Raw genomic sequence first — 18,122 nt, 5'->3', positions numbered from 1 at the left:
AGTGGGTTTTAACGAGAAAGGTAGGACCTATTTTGTTTGCTATCATCACAGCGGCAATTGCTCCAGGAATGGCGCTTTTGTCTTATTTTTATTTACGCGATCAATACGAGGCACGGACAAATGCACTTGTGCTACGTACTTTTATCATTGGAGCTATTCTTGTTTTCCCAGTCATGGTACTTCAATATGCCTTTACTGTAGAAGGCTACTTTAATGATCCTATTTCACGGGCTCTTATATTATATAGTTCTTTTGAAGAATTTTTTAAGTGGTTTTTCTTATTCTTTTTTGTTTACCAGCATGCCCAATTTAAACGGCGGTATGATGGAATCGTATTTGGGGTATCATTATCTTTAGGTTTTGCATCGATGGAAAATGTATTCTATTTGTTAGCGAATGGTGTGGAAATGGCGATAGGCAGAGCATTACTGCCTGTATCAAGTCATGCGCTTTTTGGTGTTATTATGGGTTATTATTTTGGTCGTGCCAAATTTGATAAAACTAGACAATCTTTTTTTCTCTATGTCTCATTATTAATTCCGATTTTACTCCATGGCAGCTATGATTTAATATTAGTATTATTAAACGTCTATTTTTTATTTGGAATGATCCCGTTTATGTTTTTATTATGGTGGGTAGCATTAAAGAAAGTAAAGCTTGCCCATCGTTTGGATGGTTAAAGAATGAACGAGGAGGGAAAAGCATGACAGAGGCTCGTTATCGTGTTGTCATCCGCTGTCCTGAATGTGGCGAAAAATATATTTTACGCGGTAGACAAAAAGAGAATGGTGAGTATGAAACGGGTTTTAAACAGTGTGTATGTGGGAATGTTCAACACTTACATATTGACGCAGCACCAGAATCATAAAAAATGTTCTTGCAAATCAGTTCAATATGTTGTAATTTTAGGTCAATGCATTTTACATGAATCCATATGATTTCTTATCAAGAGAGACGGAGGGGAATGGCCCGACGAAGTCTCAGCAACCAGCCGATACAGGTCAGGTGCTAAATCCATCAAGTCCTGATAGACTTGGAAGATAAGAAGAAGCTGATGACAAGACAAACACCTTCTTCTTACTTTTGAAGAAGGTGTTTTTTATAGGTCAGATAGTTTAAGAAGGCATAATGCAGAGGGCTCAGAAAAAGGGTGCTTTTCCCTTTCTCAATGCCCTCGAAGCAACGTGTGGAGCCATTGCTACTTAATAAGAGGCGCTTAAAAAGGTTGTTTTATACCTTTTTCAGTGGCTTCATAATGCCTCCTTTCTAATTGATATGAAGGACTGGAGCAAACATGGAGGGACAATCGGAATGAACAGAGACAAATTAGAGACAATTTTAGTACAAATCGGCAACCGAATTGATGAAAGAGCTGGTGCAATTAATTCACCAATCTATTTATCAACCGCTTATCGTCATGCGGGAATTGGCGAATCTACTGGTTATGACTATGCAAGAACGGGTAATCCAACGAGGGAAGTGGTTGAGAAGGCGATCGCGACGTTGGAGGAAGGGGATCAAGGCTTTGCATGTAGTTCAGGCATGGCAGCTATTCAAACGGTCTTTTCGTTGTTTGAACAAGGCGATGAAATTCTAGCGTCACAGGATTTATATGGTGGCACGTATCGCCTTTTTGAAAAAGGCTGGAATCGTTGGGGATTATCATTTACCTACGCAGACCCAAGAGACCTTGATGCCTTTGAGGCAAAGATTTCTAAAAAAACAAAAGCATTATTTATTGAAACTCCTACAAATCCATTAATGCAGGAAGCATCTATTCCTGATTTAGCAAGGATTGCAAATAAACATAATGTATTATTAATTGTTGATAACACCTTCTATACCCCGCTTTTACAGCAACCAATTGTCGAAGGTGCTCATATTGTTATCCATAGCGCATCGAAATACTTAGGTGGACATAATGATGTGATCGCAGGCTTAATTGTCGGCAAAGGAAAAGAGCTTTGTGAAAAACTAGCGTATTATCATAATGGTATTGGTGGAACGTTGTCAGCATTTGATTCTTGGCTACTCGTCCGTGGGATGAAAACTTTAGCTTTACGGATGGAAAAGCATGAAGAAAACGCGAAGAAAATCGTTGAATTTCTTGAATCACATGAAGGGGTTACCGATGTGCTATATCCTGGTCGTGGCGGAATGGTTTCCTTCCGTGTCCTATCAGAATCATGGGTTAATCCGTTTTTGCAACAATTAAAACTAGTGTCTTTTGCTGAAAGTTTAGGTGGAGTAGAAAGCTTAATGACGTATCCAGCAACACAAACTCATATGGACATTCCTGAAGAGATTCGTCTTGCCAATGGAGTGTGCAACCGATTATTACGTTTTTCAGTAGGGATTGAGCGAGCAGAGGATTTAATTGCTGACTTAGACCAAGCATTTCGTTATGTACAAGAGCACCAGTAAAGCTAGATAGTATCGGGGGAGGGAAGGCTTTGAGTTTACTTGATAAATTAAAAACAGAAGTTCTTGTAGGGGATGGAGCAATGGGGACCCTGCTTTATGAGCAAGGAATCGACCAATGCTTTGAAGAAGTGAATCTGACAGACCCTGAACGCATTTTAGAAGCGCACCGTGCTTACGTGGAGGCCGGAGCAAATGTCATTCAAACGAATACGTATGCAGCGAATCGTTTGAAGATGGAGAAATATGGATTAGAAACAAAGATTGGTGAATTAAATCGTGTTGCTGTCTCATTGGCAAGACAAGCTGCAAATGGCCAAGCTTATGTTGTTGGGACGATCGGAGGCGTTCGTCGTTTCCAGCTTGAGGAAGAAAGCTTACGCGAGGTAGAAATAGCTTTTTCAGAGCAAATGAATGTGTTGCTTGAAGAAGGGGTAGATGGTTTATTACTAGAAACATTTTATGATTTAGATGAGGCTAAAATGGCAGTCGGACTTGCTCGGAAGTTGACCAATCTACCGATAATCGTCAATGTTTCCCTCGGTGAGGTTGGTGTATTAAACGGCGGAATTCCGGTTGCTGATGCGTTAAACCAGTTGATGACTGTTGGAGCAAATGTAGTCGGATTAAATTGTCGAATGGGACCTTTCCATATGCTTCGCTCACTAGAGTCAGTACCATTATTGAAGGATGCATATTTATCTGTATATCCAAATGCGAGTTTACCAGATTATCGTGATGGGCGCTTTTTCTATCAATCGAACCCTGACTATTTTGCTGATATGGGTGAGAAATTCATCAACCAAGGTGTTCGTTTGTTAGGTGGCTGCTGTGGAACAACACCTGAGCATATTAAAGCTTTTGCTGAAGTGGCAAAGAGGATGAAACCAGTTACTGATAAAACAGTACGTCCTATTCCGGTTCAAGGTCGACAAATGGTTCAAGTACAACGAAAGCTTAAGCCTTTACCGGAAATCGTTAATGAACGTAAATCAGTCATTGTTGAATTAGATCCACCTAAAAAGCTAAACACACACAAATTTATGCTTGGAGCGAAGGCTCTAAAAGACGTAGGTGTTGATGCTGTAACAATGGCCGATAATTCACTAGCTTCGCCACGTGTTGATAATCTTGCGTTAGGAGCGATGGTAAAGGAGCAAATTGGGGCCAGACCTCTTTTACATGTTACATGTCGTGACAGAAACTTAATTGGGCTACAGTCCCATCTTATGGGTCTGCATGCATTAGGAATTGATGACGTTTTAGCAATTACAGGGGATCCAACAAAAGTTGGAGACTTTCCGGGGGCTGCATCGGTGTATGACGTTTCGTCTTTCCAGCTCATTTCGATGATTAAGCAATTAAATGAGGGTATCTCATTTTCTGGAAAAGAGTTAGGGCAAAAAGCGAATTTTTCTGTTGCAGCAGCCTTCAATCCAAACGTGCGCCACTTAGAAAAAGCTGTAAAGAGGATGGAAAAGAAGATTGAAAGTGGTGCTGATTATTTTATGACTCAGCCAATCTACAGTGAGAAACAAATTGAAGCTCTTTACAATGAAACAAAGCATATAGATAAACCAATTTATATTGGAATTATGCCTTTAGTGAGTTCGCGAAATGCCGAGTTCCTCCATAACGAAGTTCCGGGAATTAAATTAACCGATGAAATACGTCAAGCAATGGCTGCTTGCGGTGATAATCAGGAGACCGCTATGAAGGAAGGGATCCAGATTGCTAAATCTCTGATTGATACAACGTTACAGTATTTCAATGGAATTTATTTAATTACCCCATTTTTGCGTTATGAGATGACGGTTGAACTCGCACAGTACATTGAAGCACAAACATTACTACAGCAATAAATTAATCTTCATTAAGGTTGGAAACGAATTACTAAGGCTTTCGGCAATTTGTTTTGACGAAAAGCCTAGTTTTGTTTCCTATCATAGGGTAGGATTAAGGTAATGGAACGGAAAAAGAGGGGACGGAAAACATGTCGAAGTCTTTATTTGAAACTCAACTAGAAAAGAAAATACTTGTCTTGGACGGGGCAATGGGGACGATGCTTCAACAAGCTAATTTAACAGCGGATGATTTTGGCGGAGAAGAATATGAAGGCTGTAACGAGTATTTGAATGAAACAGCGCCTCACGTACTTGAAAACATTCATCGTGCTTATTTAGAAGCTGGTGCTGATATTATTGCAACCAACACGTTCGGATCAACAAAAATTGTGTTAGATGATTACGATCTAGGTCACAAAGCAGAAGAGCTTAGTCGTTTGGCGGTTGAAATTGCCAAGAAAGTAGCGGATGAATTTTCAACATCTGAATGGCCGCGCTTTGTGGCAGGAGCAATGGGTCCGACGACAAAATCATTATCTGTTACAGGTGGGACGACCTTTGAAGAGTTAATCGATAATTATCATGAACAAGCGCGTGGGTTAATTAAAGGCGGAGCAGATATCTTTTTACTTGAAACAAGCCAAGATATGCGTAATGTTAAAGCTGGGTTCATAGGGATTCAACGAGCTTCTGAGGAAATGAATGTTAAGCTTCCATTAATGGTTTCTGGAACGATTGAGCCAATGGGGACAACATTAGCAGGGCAAAATATTGAAGCTTTTTATTTATCACTTGAGCATATGAACCCTACAGTAGTCGGATTAAACTGTGCAACAGGTCCAGAATTTATGAGGGATCATATTCGCTCGTTATCTGAGCTTGCAACAACGAATGTAAGCTGTTATCCAAATGCTGGTCTACCAGATGAAGAAGGGAATTACCATGAATCACCGGACTCATTAACGAAAAAGTTATTAGCTTTTGCCGAAAAAGGCTGGTTAAATGTAGTCGGAGGCTGCTGTGGGACAACCCCTGAGCATATACGTGTACTTGCTGAACAAGTTAAAAGTTATGAGCCTAGAAAAATTAATGCCGACCATCCCCATGCGGTAGCGGGGATTGAGCCACTTATTTATGATGATAGCATGAGACCGTTATTTGTTGGTGAACGAACAAATGTAATTGGATCAAGAAAGTTTAAACGGTTAATTGCTGAGGGTAAATATGAAGAAGCATCGGAAATTGCGAGAGCACAGGTTAAACGTGGAGCCCATGTTATCGATGTTTGCTTAGCAGATCCAGACCGTGAAGAGCTTGAAGATATGGAAGCCTTTCTTCAGTTTGTGGTTAATAAAGTAAAGGTTCCATTGATGATTGATTCAACCGATGAGAAGGTTATCGAAAAGGCTCTTACGTATTCACAAGGAAAGGCCATTATTAACTCCATTAACCTTGAGGATGGAGAAGAGCGTTTTGAAGCTGTGCTTCCACTTGTGAAACGTTTTGGTGCAGCCGTTGTTGTAGGAACAATTGACGAAGTAGGAATGGCTGTATCTGCAGAACGCAAACTTGAGGTGGCAAAACGTTCTCATGATATTTTAGTTAATAAATACGGGATTAATCCGAAAGATATTATTTTTGATCCACTTGTATTCCCGGTTGGTACAGGTGATGAACAATACATTGGTTCGGCTAATGCGACTGTCGAAGGGATTCGATTAATTAAAGAGGCATTACCTGACTGTTTAACGATTCTTGGAGTAAGTAATGTTTCGTTTGGATTACCACCTGTCGGCCGTGAAGTTCTAAATGCCGTTTATCTCTATCACTGTACACAAGCTGGTCTTGATTATGCGATTGTAAATACAGAAAAGCTAGAGCGTTATGCATCGATCCCTGATTCAGAAAAGGAATTATCAAACAAGCTTTTATTTGAAACGACCGATGAAACGTTGGCTGAATTCACCGCCTTTTATCGTGTGAAAAAGGTTGAGAAAAAGGTTGAAACTTCTAATTTAACCTTGGAAGAGCGTTTAGCCTCTTATATTGTTGAAGGGTCTAAAGAGGGTCTTATTGAAGATTTAGATAAGGCACTTGCTACCTATGAAGATCCGCTTGATATTATTAATGGACCACTAATGACGGGGATGGATGAGGTAGGAAAGCTCTTTAATAATAATGAGTTAATTGTAGCAGAGGTACTTCAAAGTGCTGAAGTCATGAAAGCTTCCGTTGCACACCTTGAACCACATATGGAGAAAAAAGAAGATGATAACGGAAAAGGTAAGATTATTTTAGCGACTGTAAAAGGTGATGTACATGACATTGGGAAAAACCTTGTTGAAATCATCTTAAGTAACAATGGCTTCAGAATTGTAAATTTAGGAATCAAAGTTACATCAAATGAATTAATAGAGGCTGTTAAAAAAGAAAATCCAACCGCAATTGGATTGTCAGGACTTCTTGTAAAATCTGCTCAGCAAATGGTATTAACGGCACAGGATTTACGTCAGCAAAATATTTCTATCCCTATTTTAGTTGGTGGGGCTGCGCTAACAAGAAAATTCACGAATACGAAAATTGCCGCAGAGTATGAGGGGCTCGTTCTCTACGCAAAGGATGCCATGAATGGATTGGATATTGCGAACCGTATTATTAAACCAGGTGAGCAAGAAAAGATTGCTTCTGAATTGGCGGAAGCGCGTGAACGTAGAGATGACTTACAAGCAAAGCGAAACGAAAACGAACCAACCGTTGAAGTGCCTAGTCGTTCAAATGTATCACTTGATGTTCCGGTTGCTGTTCCAACTGATTTGGAGCCACATGTTTTACGTGACTATAAAATCTCGCATTTAGAACCGTATATTAACATGCAAATGTTACTCGGAAAGCATTTAGGTTTACAAGGAAAGGTAAGTCGTTTGCTCGCTGAAGGTGATGAAAGAGCGCTAGATTTGAAGGATAAGGTAGATACAGTTATCGCTAAAGCAAAACAGGAGCAATTAATTCAAGCACATGGTATGTATCAGTTTTTTCCTGCTCAGTCAGAGGGGAATGATATTATCATATATAACCCAAACAATAAGAACGAAGTATTGGAGCGTTTTACATTCCCGCGCCAACAACAAGAGCCATTCCTTTGCTTAGCAGACTATCTTCGCCCTGTGACTAGTGGGGAAATGGATTATGTAGGATTTTTAGCAGTAACTGCTGGACAAGGTATTCGTGAAATGGCTGAACAAGCTAAGATAGATGGAGATTATTTATTTAGTCATCTCATTCAAGCAACAGCTCTTGAAACAGCTGAGGGCTTTGCTGAGCGTGTTCATCAGCAAATGCGTGATCGCTGGGGCTTTCCAGATTCAGCAGACTTTACAATGGAGCAACGCTTCGCGGCAAAATATCAAGGCGTACGTGTCTCGTTCGGATATCCTGCATGTCCAAATTTAGAGGATCAAGAAAAATTATTTAAATTACTAAAACCTGAAAAAATCGGAATTAAATTAACGGAAGGTTTTATGATGGAACCAGAAGCCTCGGTAACAGCGATGGTTTTCGCCCATCCAGAAGGCAGATATTTCAACGTTCTATAGGTTTTAACGATAAGAGTGTTTCGAAGGTATATGTTCCTTTAGAAACACTCTTTTTTCTTTCCGTTTTTATTTGAAAACATCATTTTCCCATGGAAAAGGTAAAGTTTTTTACCCATTTTTGTATAAAACGAGTACCTAAACAAACAATATTCATATCCATCATGATAGCTATCTGGCATCGTGAAGCAGATTATCAAGGAGGTAACGAACAGCATGAAGAAAAATCTGTTTTCTCACAAACTTCCTCTTGTCATTGTCATCGCTTCAATATGCATGGGCATGATGCTCTCTTTTGCAATGCCATCCTATGCATTTAGTGATCAAGTTATTCAAAAAGGAGCGACAGGAGATGATGTTGTCGAACTTCAATCGAGACTTCAGTATATCGGCTTTTACAACGGGAAAATTGACGGGGTATACGGATGGAGTACGTATTGGGCAGTTCGTAATTATCAAGACCAATTTGGACTGGATGTTGATGGGTTAGTTGGTCCGAAAATGAAAGATATGTTAGAACGTTCAACAGATTATGATGAAGAATTTGTTCAAAAAGCTCTAAACGAGGGTCGTGCATTTAGTCATTATGGGACGACACCAAAGCATATTCAACAAGGACCAAAAGGAAGTGCGAACCAAAAGGCTAGACAACAAGGCCAAGCAGGTCAAGGTCAACAACAACAAGGCCAAGCAGGTCAAGGTCAACAACAACAAGGCCAAGCAGGTCAAGATGAACAACAACAAGGCCAAGCAGGTCAAGGTCAACAACAACAAGGCCAAGCAGGTCAAGATGAACAACAACAAGGTCAAGCAGGTCAAGATGAACAACAACAAGGTCAAGCAGGTCAAGATGAACAACAACAAGGTCAAGCAGGTCAAGGTCAACAACAACAAGGCCAAGCAGACCAAGGTCAACAGCAGACGCCAGCTGAACAAACTCCACAGGCTGACCAACCTGCTCAGACAGATGAGCAGCAAGATAATAATGCCAATATACAAAAAGCGACAAATGTACCACCAGGATATTCAGATAATGACATTCAATTAATGGCTCAAGCCGTATACGGTGAAGCGCGTGGAGAACCATATGTTGGTCAAGTTGCCATTGCGGCTGTAATTCTTAACCGTTTAAACAGTCCTACTTTTCCAAATACTGTATCAGGTGTTATTTTTGAGCCAAGGGCGTTTACAGCAGTTGCCGACGGCCAGATTTACATGACGCCAAATGAAACATCACGTCGAGCAGTATTGGATGCAATAAATGGTCAGGATCCTACTGGAAATGCGATGTATTATTTTAACCCTGATACAGCAACTTCTGGATGGATATGGTCAAGACCACAAATTAAACGTATCGGTAAGCATATATTCTGTCATTAATCTTTCGGAGGTGATGTAAGTGATTCGGAATGTCGTCATTGGTTTATTAGCAGTTGCCGTCATTGCCACAGGGTATTGGGGGTTTCAAGAACGTGACCAAAAGCAAACTTTAATGTTAAGCACGGAAAATCATTATCAGCGTGCCTTTCACGAGCTTGCCTTTCATATTGATCAAATTGAGCATCAAATAGGGGCCACATTAGCAATGAATACGAGACGCCAGCTGACTCCTGCCCTTGCAGAAGTTTGGCGTATTACTAGCTTAGCACAAGAGGAATTAGGACAACTCCCGTTAAATTCGTTAGAGCTAGGAAATACCGAAGAATTTCTGTATAAGCTTGGAAAATTTAGTTATCGTACGTCGATTCGTGACTTAGATAAGGAACCATTAACTGATAAAGAGTATAAGACGTTAGAACAGCTTTACGGATACGCTAAAGATATTCGAAATGAGGTTCGTAAATCACAAGCGTACTTATTAAGCAATAACGAGCGTTGGGTGAATATTGAAAAAGAAATGGCTGCCCAGGAAGAGCAGATGGATAATGTGTTGGTCAATAATTTCTCAGTTATGAATAAATCCGTCGAAGGCTTTAGTGAAGTCGATTGGGGAGCTGGAATGGCTGCTATGGATGATCTCAATGGAGAATTGAAAAAGGCTTTAGAAGACGGGGAAGAGGTAAGTGAGCAAGAAGCTGAGAGATTAGCGCGAAAATATTTAGGTGTAAATGAAAATGCTAGTGTTCATGTTTCTGAAACAGGTGATGGACTAGAGTATCCAGCTTACACAATCGTTGTTGATGATCCAGAGCATGAAACAAATTATTTTATGGATATGAGTGTATTCGGAGGACATCCAATCTGGTTCTTACAAAACAGAGAGGTTGAGGAACCGAAAATAAGCTTAAATGAAGCCTCAGAAAAAGCTAAACAGTATTTAGAGGAACGTGGCAAGGAAAGCATGCAATTAATTGAGAGTAAGCAGTACGATTCAATTGGTGTATTTACATTCGCCTATTTAGAGGACAATGTTCGTGTGTATCCTGATGCGATAAATATTGAAGTAGCATTAGATGATGGAGATGTTGTCAGTTATGAAGCGAAGAATTACTTAATCAACCATAAGGATCGTGACTTACCTAAGCCGAAATTAACGATGGAAGAAGCGCAAAAGAAAGTCAATCCTAAAGTTAAGGTTATGGAGAATCATTTAGCGGTTATCGAAAATGATTTAGGTGAAGAAGTTCTTTGTTATGAATTTATTGGTGTGATAAAAGATGACACATATCAAATCTTTATTAATGCCGAAGATGGACAAGAGGAACAGGTTGAACGTCTGGAACATTCAGAGCCAATTTACAATTTCTCATAATTTATGAAGAAGAAGCATCAAATGCTTCTTCTTTTTAACGATTCGTGAGATAATAGAGAAATAATAACTCAATAAAAAAGCGAAATTATGTGAGATTTTTATGAGTCTGACACGGGGGGAGGAACGACCTGAGTGATTGATATTGGCGCAACCATTTTTCTAGAACTACAGGAAACGAAAGGGGAAGAAACGAAGACTATAAATCTTCGTTGCCGATTAGTGGACAAGACGACAAAAAGCTTTGTCATTGATTACCCAATCAATCAGGAAACAAATAAGCCAAACTTCTTTTTCGATGGTACCCAATTTCGAGCGTGGTTTATCGGAAAAGATGAGGCAATGTATGCATTTGATACAGAGATAACTGGAAGAAAAAAAGGAAATATTCCGATGCTACTATTAAAGGATCCTGGTCGAGAGAAATATTTACGGATACAGAGACGGAATTATGTAAGGGTAGACACTTCTACTGATGCGGCCGTTCATACTATCCATGGAGATTTTCAACCTTTTACGACAGTTACATTAGATTTAAGTGGTGGGGGATGTGCGATATTAATCCCTCCTGAGCAGAAGTTACCTGGAACAGGAGAGCTAAATCTGTATATGGTTCTTCATATGCAATCAGGAAAGATTGAATATGTAAAAACTCGTTGTAAAATTATTCGAGTTTTTAAACCAATTGAATCAGCAAGAGAAAGGGCATCGCTTCAATTTCTAGAGATTGATGAACGGGAACGGCAAAAGATAATTAAATATTGTTTTGAACGACAACTTGCTTTAAAGAGAAAGAAGTGAGAAACATACTTTTTTTTGACCTTTCGTTAGACCGTGTTTTAAGAGTATGATAAGATAAAGAGAGGTAAAGGTAGAAAATCTTGGCTCTTTTTCAGTGGAACGATTTCTTCAGTCATTTAGATTCGTTCAGACTTCTTTGTAAATTGCTTTTTATCGTAACAAGTATGAAGTTGTTGGAGCAAATTGAGGTGTAAATGGAATGAATAAAGCAATAAATGTTGCCATCGATGGACCAGCAGGAGCTGGAAAGAGCACGGTTGCAAAATTGGTATCAGAGCGTTTATCGCTTTTATATATTGATACAGGAGCTATGTATAGAACTTTAACTTATGCAGCACTAAAGGAGCATGTTGACCTTGAGAACGGTCAAGACTTACGGCAACTCTTGGACCGAGTTTCGATAAAATTGGTTCAGGAGGAACAGGGTACCCGAGTTTTTTTAAATAACGAGGATGTTACCTTGGCAATTCGTACTGCTGAAGTTAATCACCATGTCTCACAAGTGGCTCGTCATGAGCAGGTCCGAAAAGAAATGGTCATGCAACAGCGTCAGCTCGCGCGTAACGGGGGAGCGGTTTTAGATGGACGTGATATTGGAACATGCGTCTTACCAGATGCAGAAATAAAAGTATTTTTGACGGCATCCGTAGAGGAAAGGGCAAAGCGCCGTCATCAAGAACAGCTTTCAAAAGGACTCCCTTCTAATCTAGAGGAATTAAAAAAAGAGATTTCTCGTAGGGATAAGCTTGATTCAACGAGAGAAATTGCTCCTCTTACTAAGGCTGACGATGCAATCGAAATTGATTCAACATCATTATCAATTTCTGAGGTTGCGGCTATTATTGTAGACCTTGTAAAGGAGCGGGTTACATAAATGTCTATTTATCAATTAGGGCAAAGATTGTGTAGAATGTATTTATCGAGTATGTTTAAGATTGAAGTCATTGGTAAAGAGAACATACCAAAAGACGGAAGTGTGCTTCTTTGCTGTAACCATATAAGTAATTTAGATCCACCATTACTTGGGGCTTATATTGAGCGTCAAATCTATTATATGGCTAAGCAGGAGTTATTTGAAAAACCAATCTTAAAAGGGCTTCTTCCAAAGCTTGGTGCATTTCCAGTACGTAGAGGCATGAGTGATAAGCAAGCGCTACGGACAGGAATGAATTTATTAAAAGATGGTGGAATGATTGGACTTTTCCCAGAAGGAACAAGAAGTAAAGACGGTTCCTTAGGAAAGGGGCTAGCAGGCGCCGGCTTCTTTGCTTTAAGAACCAATGCCCAAGTCATTCCATGTGCCATTATTGGTCCTTATCAACGAGGCAAAAAAGTAAAAATGGTATATGGAAAACCGATGGATTTTGATAGCATTCGTGAACAAAAGGTTTCGGCAGATGAAGCAACTCAATTAATCATGGATGAAATAGGTAAAATTATTACGTCTCATCAAGACAAATAACTTATTGTTAAATTTCTTTCGCATGAGTGAAAGATGTTTATAAAAATTGTTAGCTACCGCGAATGTTCAGCGGGGATTGAAGGAGGCAAAAGTCAATGGTCGAAGAAATGAACAATGAAGTGACAGAAATGAAGTCATTCTCTGTAGGCGAGGTAGTCTCAGGAAAAGTGACAAAGGTCGAAGATAAACAGGCGTTTGTCGATGTAGGCTTTAAAGTTGATGGGATTGTTCCAATTAGTGAGCTTTCTAGCTTGCATGTTGAAAAAGTAAGTGACGTTCTATCCGTAGATGATGAACTAGAATTAAAGGTTCTAAAGATAGAGGACGATGAACTTATTCTCTCAAAGCGTGCAGTACAAGCTGAGAAAGCATGGGGGGACCTTCAACAAGCATTCGAGTCAGGACAAGTCATTGAAGCGCAAGTGGCTGATGTTGTAAAAGGTGGGCTCGTCGTCGATGTAGGCGTACGTGGTTTTATTCCTGCGTCTCTAGTAGAGCGTCATTTTGTAGAAGATTTTTCTGATTACAAAGGACGTACTCTCCGTTTGAAAGTAGCGGAAATTGATAAGGAAAATAATAAGCTGATTCTCTCTCAACGAGCTGTCCTTGATGAAGAAGTTCTACAAAAGAAAAAGGATGTTTTAGAGTCCTTACAAGCTGGAGATATTGTTGAAGGAACGGTTCAACGCCTAACAGATTTTGGTGTGTTTGTTGATGTTGGTGGTGTTGACGGACTTGTACATATTTCTCAACTAGCTCATCACCGTGTCGAATCGCCATCTGATGTTGTAAAAGAAGGCGATGTTGTAAAGGTTAAAGTGTTATCCGTTGATCCTGACAGTGAGCGTGTTTCCCTCTCAATTAAAGAAACACTGCCTGGGCCTTGGGAAGAAGTACAAGGGAAAATTAACGCAGGTGACGTTATTGAAGGAACAGTAAAACGTCTTGTGTCTTTTGGGGCTTTTATCGAGGTAGCTCCTGGTGTTGAAGGGCTGGTTCACATTTCACAAATTGCCAATCGTCATATTGGAACCCCTTCAGAAGTTTTAACAGAGGGTGAAAAGGTTGAGGTGAAAGTCCTTGATATTAACATTGATGAAAAGCGAATTTCTTTAAGTATTCGCGAGCTGCTTGAAGAGGATAATGGTGATTCAGATTACCAACAATATGAAGCTTCAAGAGATGATGAGCCAACAGGTTTCTCTCTTGGTGATATGATTGGTGACCAACTAAAAAAATATAAATAAAAGGTGATGAGCGTGAGTCGTGCTGCACGAAAACTTGACCATATTAACCACGCGTTAAAAACTGGCCAGCAGCGCTCCCACGGGTTTGAAGAGATACGATTTGTTCATCAAAGTCTTTCTGAACAAAATGTTTTTGACATGGATCTCTCAACAAAAATCGGCGAACTGGTTCTCGGTTCGCCGATTTTTATCAATGCGATGACTGGTGGCGGCGGTGAAAAGACGAAAGAAATTAATCAAAAGTTTGCTGAAGTAGCTGCTTTTTGTAACATTGGAATGGCTGTTGGCTCACAAATGGCGGCTATTAAGGAGCCAGAACAAAGAGCTAGCTATGAAGTCGTTCGGCAGGTGAATCCTAAAGGAATTGTTTTTGCGAACCTAGGAAGTGAAGCAACGGTTGAGCAAGCAAAACGTGCTGTCGATATGGTTGAAGCCAATGCTCTGCAAATACATGTTAACGTTATTCAAGAGTTAGTTATGCCAGAAGGAGATCGGGATTTCACAGGAACCCGGAATCGAATTGAAGCAATTGCTACCTCCCTTGATATTCCGATTATTATTAAAGAGGTAGGCTATGGAATGAGTAAAGAGACAGCAAACGCTCTTTCTGAAATTGGTGTAACGATTGTTGATGTTGGAGGGTTTGGAGGGACAAACTTCTCAAAAATTGAGAATGAACGCCGAAAACGACATTTAGCGTTCTTTAATGAATGGGGAATTCCGACTACTTGTTCCATTCTAGAAGTTATTCACAGTCAACCAGAAATGAATGTAATTGCTTCAGGAGGAATCCAATCAGGTCTTGAGGTCGCTAAAGCTTTATCGCTTGGAGCTACTGCAACAGGCTTCGCTGGACATTTTTTGAAAATTCTAATCGAGCAAGGACAGGAAGCATTAATCGATGAAATAAATGATATTAAAGAAGATCTTCGCTTCATCATGACAGCATTAAACCTCCAAAGGGTTGAGGAATTTTCAACTGTACCAGTAGTACTTTCCGGTAATACGTTACAATGGTGTCAACAGCGAGGATTAGATTTAGCAAACAAAAGAAATAAATAAGAAAAAGGCTGCTTATCAACTAGTAGCCTTTTTCTTATTGAAGACGGGATTTTATCGGCTTTGAATGATTTTTCTGTTTAACCTCGGTAAATAAGTTTTCCGTTTGTTGCTCCGAATAAGTTTGTGAAGCTTGTGGCATGTAATTTGTCATAAGCTTTTTAAATTCTTTCACCGTTAAAGGTTTATTCTCTGGAAATAATTCATACCCGAGTTGGCCATTCGGTTCGAGCGTCGCTGTTTTTACATCGGAAATGTTATCGATCCCTTGCTGACGTAGCCGCATTTCTAATTGATCCACGGTCATTCTTAATTTTTTTAAAACTGGTGTATTCGGCTGACCATTGTCAATGACAATTTTTGCTTCACCGGTGAGAAATTTTTCAACTTGATTAGATTTTGTTTGAATCCACTCCATGAATATTAACGCAGCAATAAAAACAATCGATGCAACTATGGTTCTTATGACGCTCGTTTCAATGATCGGTTGAATAATGATGGACCCAATTGAAATCATAATGACGGTTTGTGCCATTGTCATTTGTGAGATTGATTTTCTACCTGCAATCCGAAGCAAGAGAACCCCGGTAAAAACAAGTACCGTTGATTTTAAAATAAGCGATAACTCCATAACAGCCTCCGATTACGGGAGACCTATGTTTTAGTACACAGGTCTCTAGTTTATATGGATTAACGTCGTTGTTGCTTTCGAGCCTGCTCAGGACTTTGAAGCTTAGCAGAACCGGGGTAATCTAAGCTTTGATCACGATCAGGGTCGACTTGGTGATTCTGTTTTTGCTTTTTTTCCATTCTATCTTTACCCAATTTGCTCTCCTCCTTTTCATATATAGTGTTTCATGACTTCGTGAACTTTATGAATTATTAATGGTTAGGTTTTTTTGAAACCGTCGATACTTAAAGTGGAGGTGAAATTGTGTGGATGGTGTGTTTATTTATTGGTTCGGCTGGATGGCATGGGCTTTGGTGACGTTTTTGTTACCTAAAACAAAGGCAAGGCTTTATTTAGCCATATTTATCCTATTATTAATTATTTTAATTCCTCATCAAGGCGAGATAGTGGGTTATCATGTGAACTTCGGCTATATTGTTGCCGTGGTTTATTGCAGCTTTCATTTTAGAAAAATGCGTTGGCCTACTCTGTTATATACTAGTTTGATTTCTTGTATAATTGCATCGGCTTATGCTTCGTACCATTTGATTTTACTGTATGATCCTGTCATTAGCCTCTACGACTCACGTCTTGTCATAAGTGCAATCATATTTGGTATGGCATATTTCACGTTTTCGACATGGAAAAACCGGTTCTTAGTGACGATGTCAGGCTTATTGCAAGGAGAATGGATGTACACAATGATTGTGAAAAAACTGTTTATGACAGCAACAGTAGGCAGTTTATATTTTTTTGATATTATGGCGTTGAGCCTAACTGTTAATAGTACCGTATGGTTTATTCATTTTCTTTTGCAGAAAATCTCGACACTCATTCAGGAAAAAAAGAATTCCACCGTTGTTGAAGCATAACAGGGTCGACAAGTTCCTTAAGTTTTAGTAGAATAAATAAGTTATCTTGGTAAGATTTACACATAAAAGTGAAAACAGAAAGGGTGTGACGATATGTCGAAACCAATTGTAGCGATCGTCGGACGTCCGAATGTAGGAAAATCTACAATTTTTAACCGAATAGTAGGAGAGCGTGTCGCAATCGTCGAAGATATGCCAGGGGTAACACGTGATCGCTTATATAGCAAAGGCGAGTGGCTAAATCGTGAATTCAACCTTATTGATACCGGAGGAATTGAGCTTGGAGATGAGCCACTGCTAATACAAATGCGAGAGCAGGCAGAATTAGCTATTGAAGAAGCGGATGTGATCGTGTTTATTGTTAATGGACGTGAAGGAATAACATCGGCTGATCAAGAAGTGGCTAAATTGCTATTTCGTTCAAAAAAGCCTATCGTTTTGGCGGTAAATAAAATTGATAATCCTGATATGCAGGAGCAATTATATGAATTTTACTCGTTAGGGATGGGTGAGCCTTTCCCAATCTCTGGTTCACATGGCCTTGGGTTAGGGGATATGCTAGATGAGGTTGTTAAGCATTTTCCTCCTGAGGAAGATGATATGTATGATGAGGACACGATACGCATATCGTTAATTGGGCGACCAAACGTAGGAAAGTCATCACTAGTCAATGCAATGCTTGGAGAAGAACGAGTTATTGTAAGTAATATTCCTGGTACAACACGTGATGCGATTGACACTCCTTTTACTCGTGATGAACAAGAATACGTACTCATTGACACTGCCGGAATGAGAAAAAGAGGAAAAGTATATGAAAGTACTGAAAAATACAGTGTTCTTCGTTCTTTAAAGGCGATTGAACGTTCAAATGTAGTTCTTGTCGTCATTAACGCAGAAGAGGGAATTATCGAGCAAGATAAAAAAATTGCTGGCTATGCACATGAGGCTGGTCGTGCTGTTGTCATCGTTGTTAACAAATGGGATGTCATTGAAAAGGACGATAAAACGATGCGGGAGTTTGAACAAAAAATACGAGATGAATTTTTGTTCTTAACCTATGCACCGATATTATTCCTTTCTGCGAAGACAAAGCAAAGATTACAGCATGTGCTACCAACAGTTAACCGGGTTGCAGAAAATCATACACTTCGAGTACCAACTCATGTCTTAAACGATATGGTGATGGACGCAGTCGCTATGAATCCAACACCAACAGATAAAGGAAAACGATTGAAAATTAATTACGTGACACAAGTAGCTGTTGGACCACCAACCTTTGTTTTCTTCGTTAATGAACCCGAATTAATGCATTTTTCTTATGAACGCTTTTTGGAAAATCGCCTTCGCGCAACTTTTGAGTTTGAGGGAACACCGATTAAAATTTTAGCGCGGAAGAAAAACGATTAA

Annotated in this window: 16 protein-coding genes and 1 riboswitch; of the genes, 14 read left to right on the top strand and 2 right to left on the bottom strand. The window is 39.6% G+C overall.

The window, feature by feature from the left end:
• Positions 1–32 precede the first annotated feature (32 nt).
• The 12 genes from prsW (at position 33) to fni (ending at position 15,176) form a co-directional block, all read left to right on the top strand.
• The gene (prsW, locus tag B1R93_RS01575; protein ID WP_088102237.1) at positions 33–680 is read left to right on the top strand and encodes a glutamic-type intramembrane protease PrsW; all 648 of its coding nucleotides are present in this window, start codon (positions 33–35) and stop codon (positions 678–680) included.
• Between the two features lie 23 nt (positions 681–703).
• A complete protein-coding gene (locus B1R93_RS22865) occupies positions 704–868 on the top strand; it encodes a hypothetical protein (RefSeq protein ID WP_165763701.1) in 165 nt (54 codons plus the stop codon).
• A gap of 71 nt (positions 869–939) precedes the next feature.
• A riboswitch (SAM riboswitch) is annotated at positions 940–1,047 on the top strand.
• Between the two features lie 264 nt (positions 1,048–1,311).
• Positions 1,312–2,424, top strand: coding sequence for a methionine biosynthesis PLP-dependent protein (locus B1R93_RS01570; RefSeq protein WP_088102236.1), 1,113 nt, complete (start codon positions 1,312–1,314; stop codon positions 2,422–2,424).
• A 29-nt stretch (positions 2,425–2,453) separates the two neighbouring features.
• Positions 2,454–4,283, top strand: a complete 1,830-nt coding sequence (locus tag B1R93_RS01565; RefSeq protein ID WP_088102235.1) for a bifunctional homocysteine S-methyltransferase/methylenetetrahydrofolate reductase — start codon at positions 2,454–2,456, stop codon at positions 4,281–4,283.
• A 131-nt stretch (positions 4,284–4,414) separates the two neighbouring features.
• Complete coding sequence (metH, locus tag B1R93_RS01560; RefSeq protein ID WP_088102234.1) at positions 4,415–7,858, top strand: methionine synthase; 3,444 nt, start codon at positions 4,415–4,417, stop codon at positions 7,856–7,858.
• Between the two features lie 273 nt (positions 7,859–8,131).
• A complete protein-coding gene (gene sleB / locus B1R93_RS01555) occupies positions 8,132–9,235 on the top strand; it encodes a spore cortex-lytic enzyme (RefSeq protein ID WP_425348931.1) in 1,104 nt (367 codons plus the stop codon).
• Positions 9,236–9,254: 19 nt separating this feature from the next.
• Complete coding sequence (ypeB, locus tag B1R93_RS01550) at positions 9,255–10,607, top strand: germination protein YpeB (RefSeq protein ID WP_088102232.1); 1,353 nt, start codon at positions 9,255–9,257, stop codon at positions 10,605–10,607.
• A 132-nt stretch (positions 10,608–10,739) separates the two neighbouring features.
• Positions 10,740–11,405: a flagellar brake protein gene (locus B1R93_RS01545; protein ID WP_088102231.1), complete on the top strand. Its 666-nt coding sequence runs from the start codon at positions 10,740–10,742 to the stop codon at positions 11,403–11,405.
• Between the two features lie 199 nt (positions 11,406–11,604).
• Positions 11,605–12,279: a (d)CMP kinase gene (gene cmk / locus B1R93_RS01540; protein ID WP_088102230.1), complete on the top strand. Its 675-nt coding sequence runs from the start codon at positions 11,605–11,607 to the stop codon at positions 12,277–12,279.
• Entirely contained in the window at positions 12,280–12,867 is a 588-nt protein-coding gene (locus B1R93_RS01535) for a lysophospholipid acyltransferase family protein (RefSeq protein ID WP_088102229.1), read from the top strand.
• 95 nt (positions 12,868–12,962) lie between these two features.
• Positions 12,963–14,114: a 30S ribosomal protein S1 gene (gene rpsA, locus B1R93_RS01530; RefSeq protein ID WP_088102228.1), complete on the top strand. Its 1,152-nt coding sequence runs from the start codon at positions 12,963–12,965 to the stop codon at positions 14,112–14,114.
• 12 nt (positions 14,115–14,126) lie between these two features.
• Entirely contained in the window at positions 14,127–15,176 is a 1,050-nt protein-coding gene (gene fni / locus B1R93_RS01525; protein ID WP_088102227.1) for a type 2 isopentenyl-diphosphate Delta-isomerase, read from the top strand.
• Between the two features lie 34 nt (positions 15,177–15,210).
• Here the strand turns inward: fni and B1R93_RS01520 are convergent, their stop codons facing one another.
• Both B1R93_RS01520 and B1R93_RS01515 read right to left on the bottom strand, forming a co-directional pair.
• Positions 15,211–15,804, bottom strand: coding sequence for a DUF421 domain-containing protein (locus B1R93_RS01520; protein WP_088102226.1), 594 nt, complete (start codon positions 15,802–15,804; stop codon positions 15,211–15,213).
• Positions 15,805–15,863: 59 nt separating this feature from the next.
• Positions 15,864–15,998, bottom strand: coding sequence for a YpzI family protein (locus tag B1R93_RS01515; protein ID WP_088102225.1), 135 nt, complete (start codon positions 15,996–15,998; stop codon positions 15,864–15,866).
• A gap of 111 nt (positions 15,999–16,109) precedes the next feature.
• Here B1R93_RS01515 and B1R93_RS01510 point away from each other — a divergent pair, with 111 nt between their 5' ends.
• Entirely contained in the window at positions 16,110–16,715 is a 606-nt protein-coding gene (locus tag B1R93_RS01510; RefSeq protein ID WP_088102224.1) for a YphA family membrane protein, read from the top strand.
• Positions 16,716–16,808: 93 nt separating this feature from the next.
• Positions 16,809–18,122, top strand: coding sequence for a ribosome biogenesis GTPase Der (gene der / locus B1R93_RS01505; protein WP_088102223.1), 1,314 nt, complete (start codon positions 16,809–16,811; stop codon positions 18,120–18,122).

The organism is Halalkalibacter urbisdiaboli (assembly GCF_002156385.1).
GTDB lineage: Bacteria > Bacillota > Bacilli > Bacillales > Bacillaceae_D > Halalkalibacter_A > Halalkalibacter_A urbisdiaboli.
This window is presented reverse-complemented; position numbering and strand designations above follow the sequence as displayed.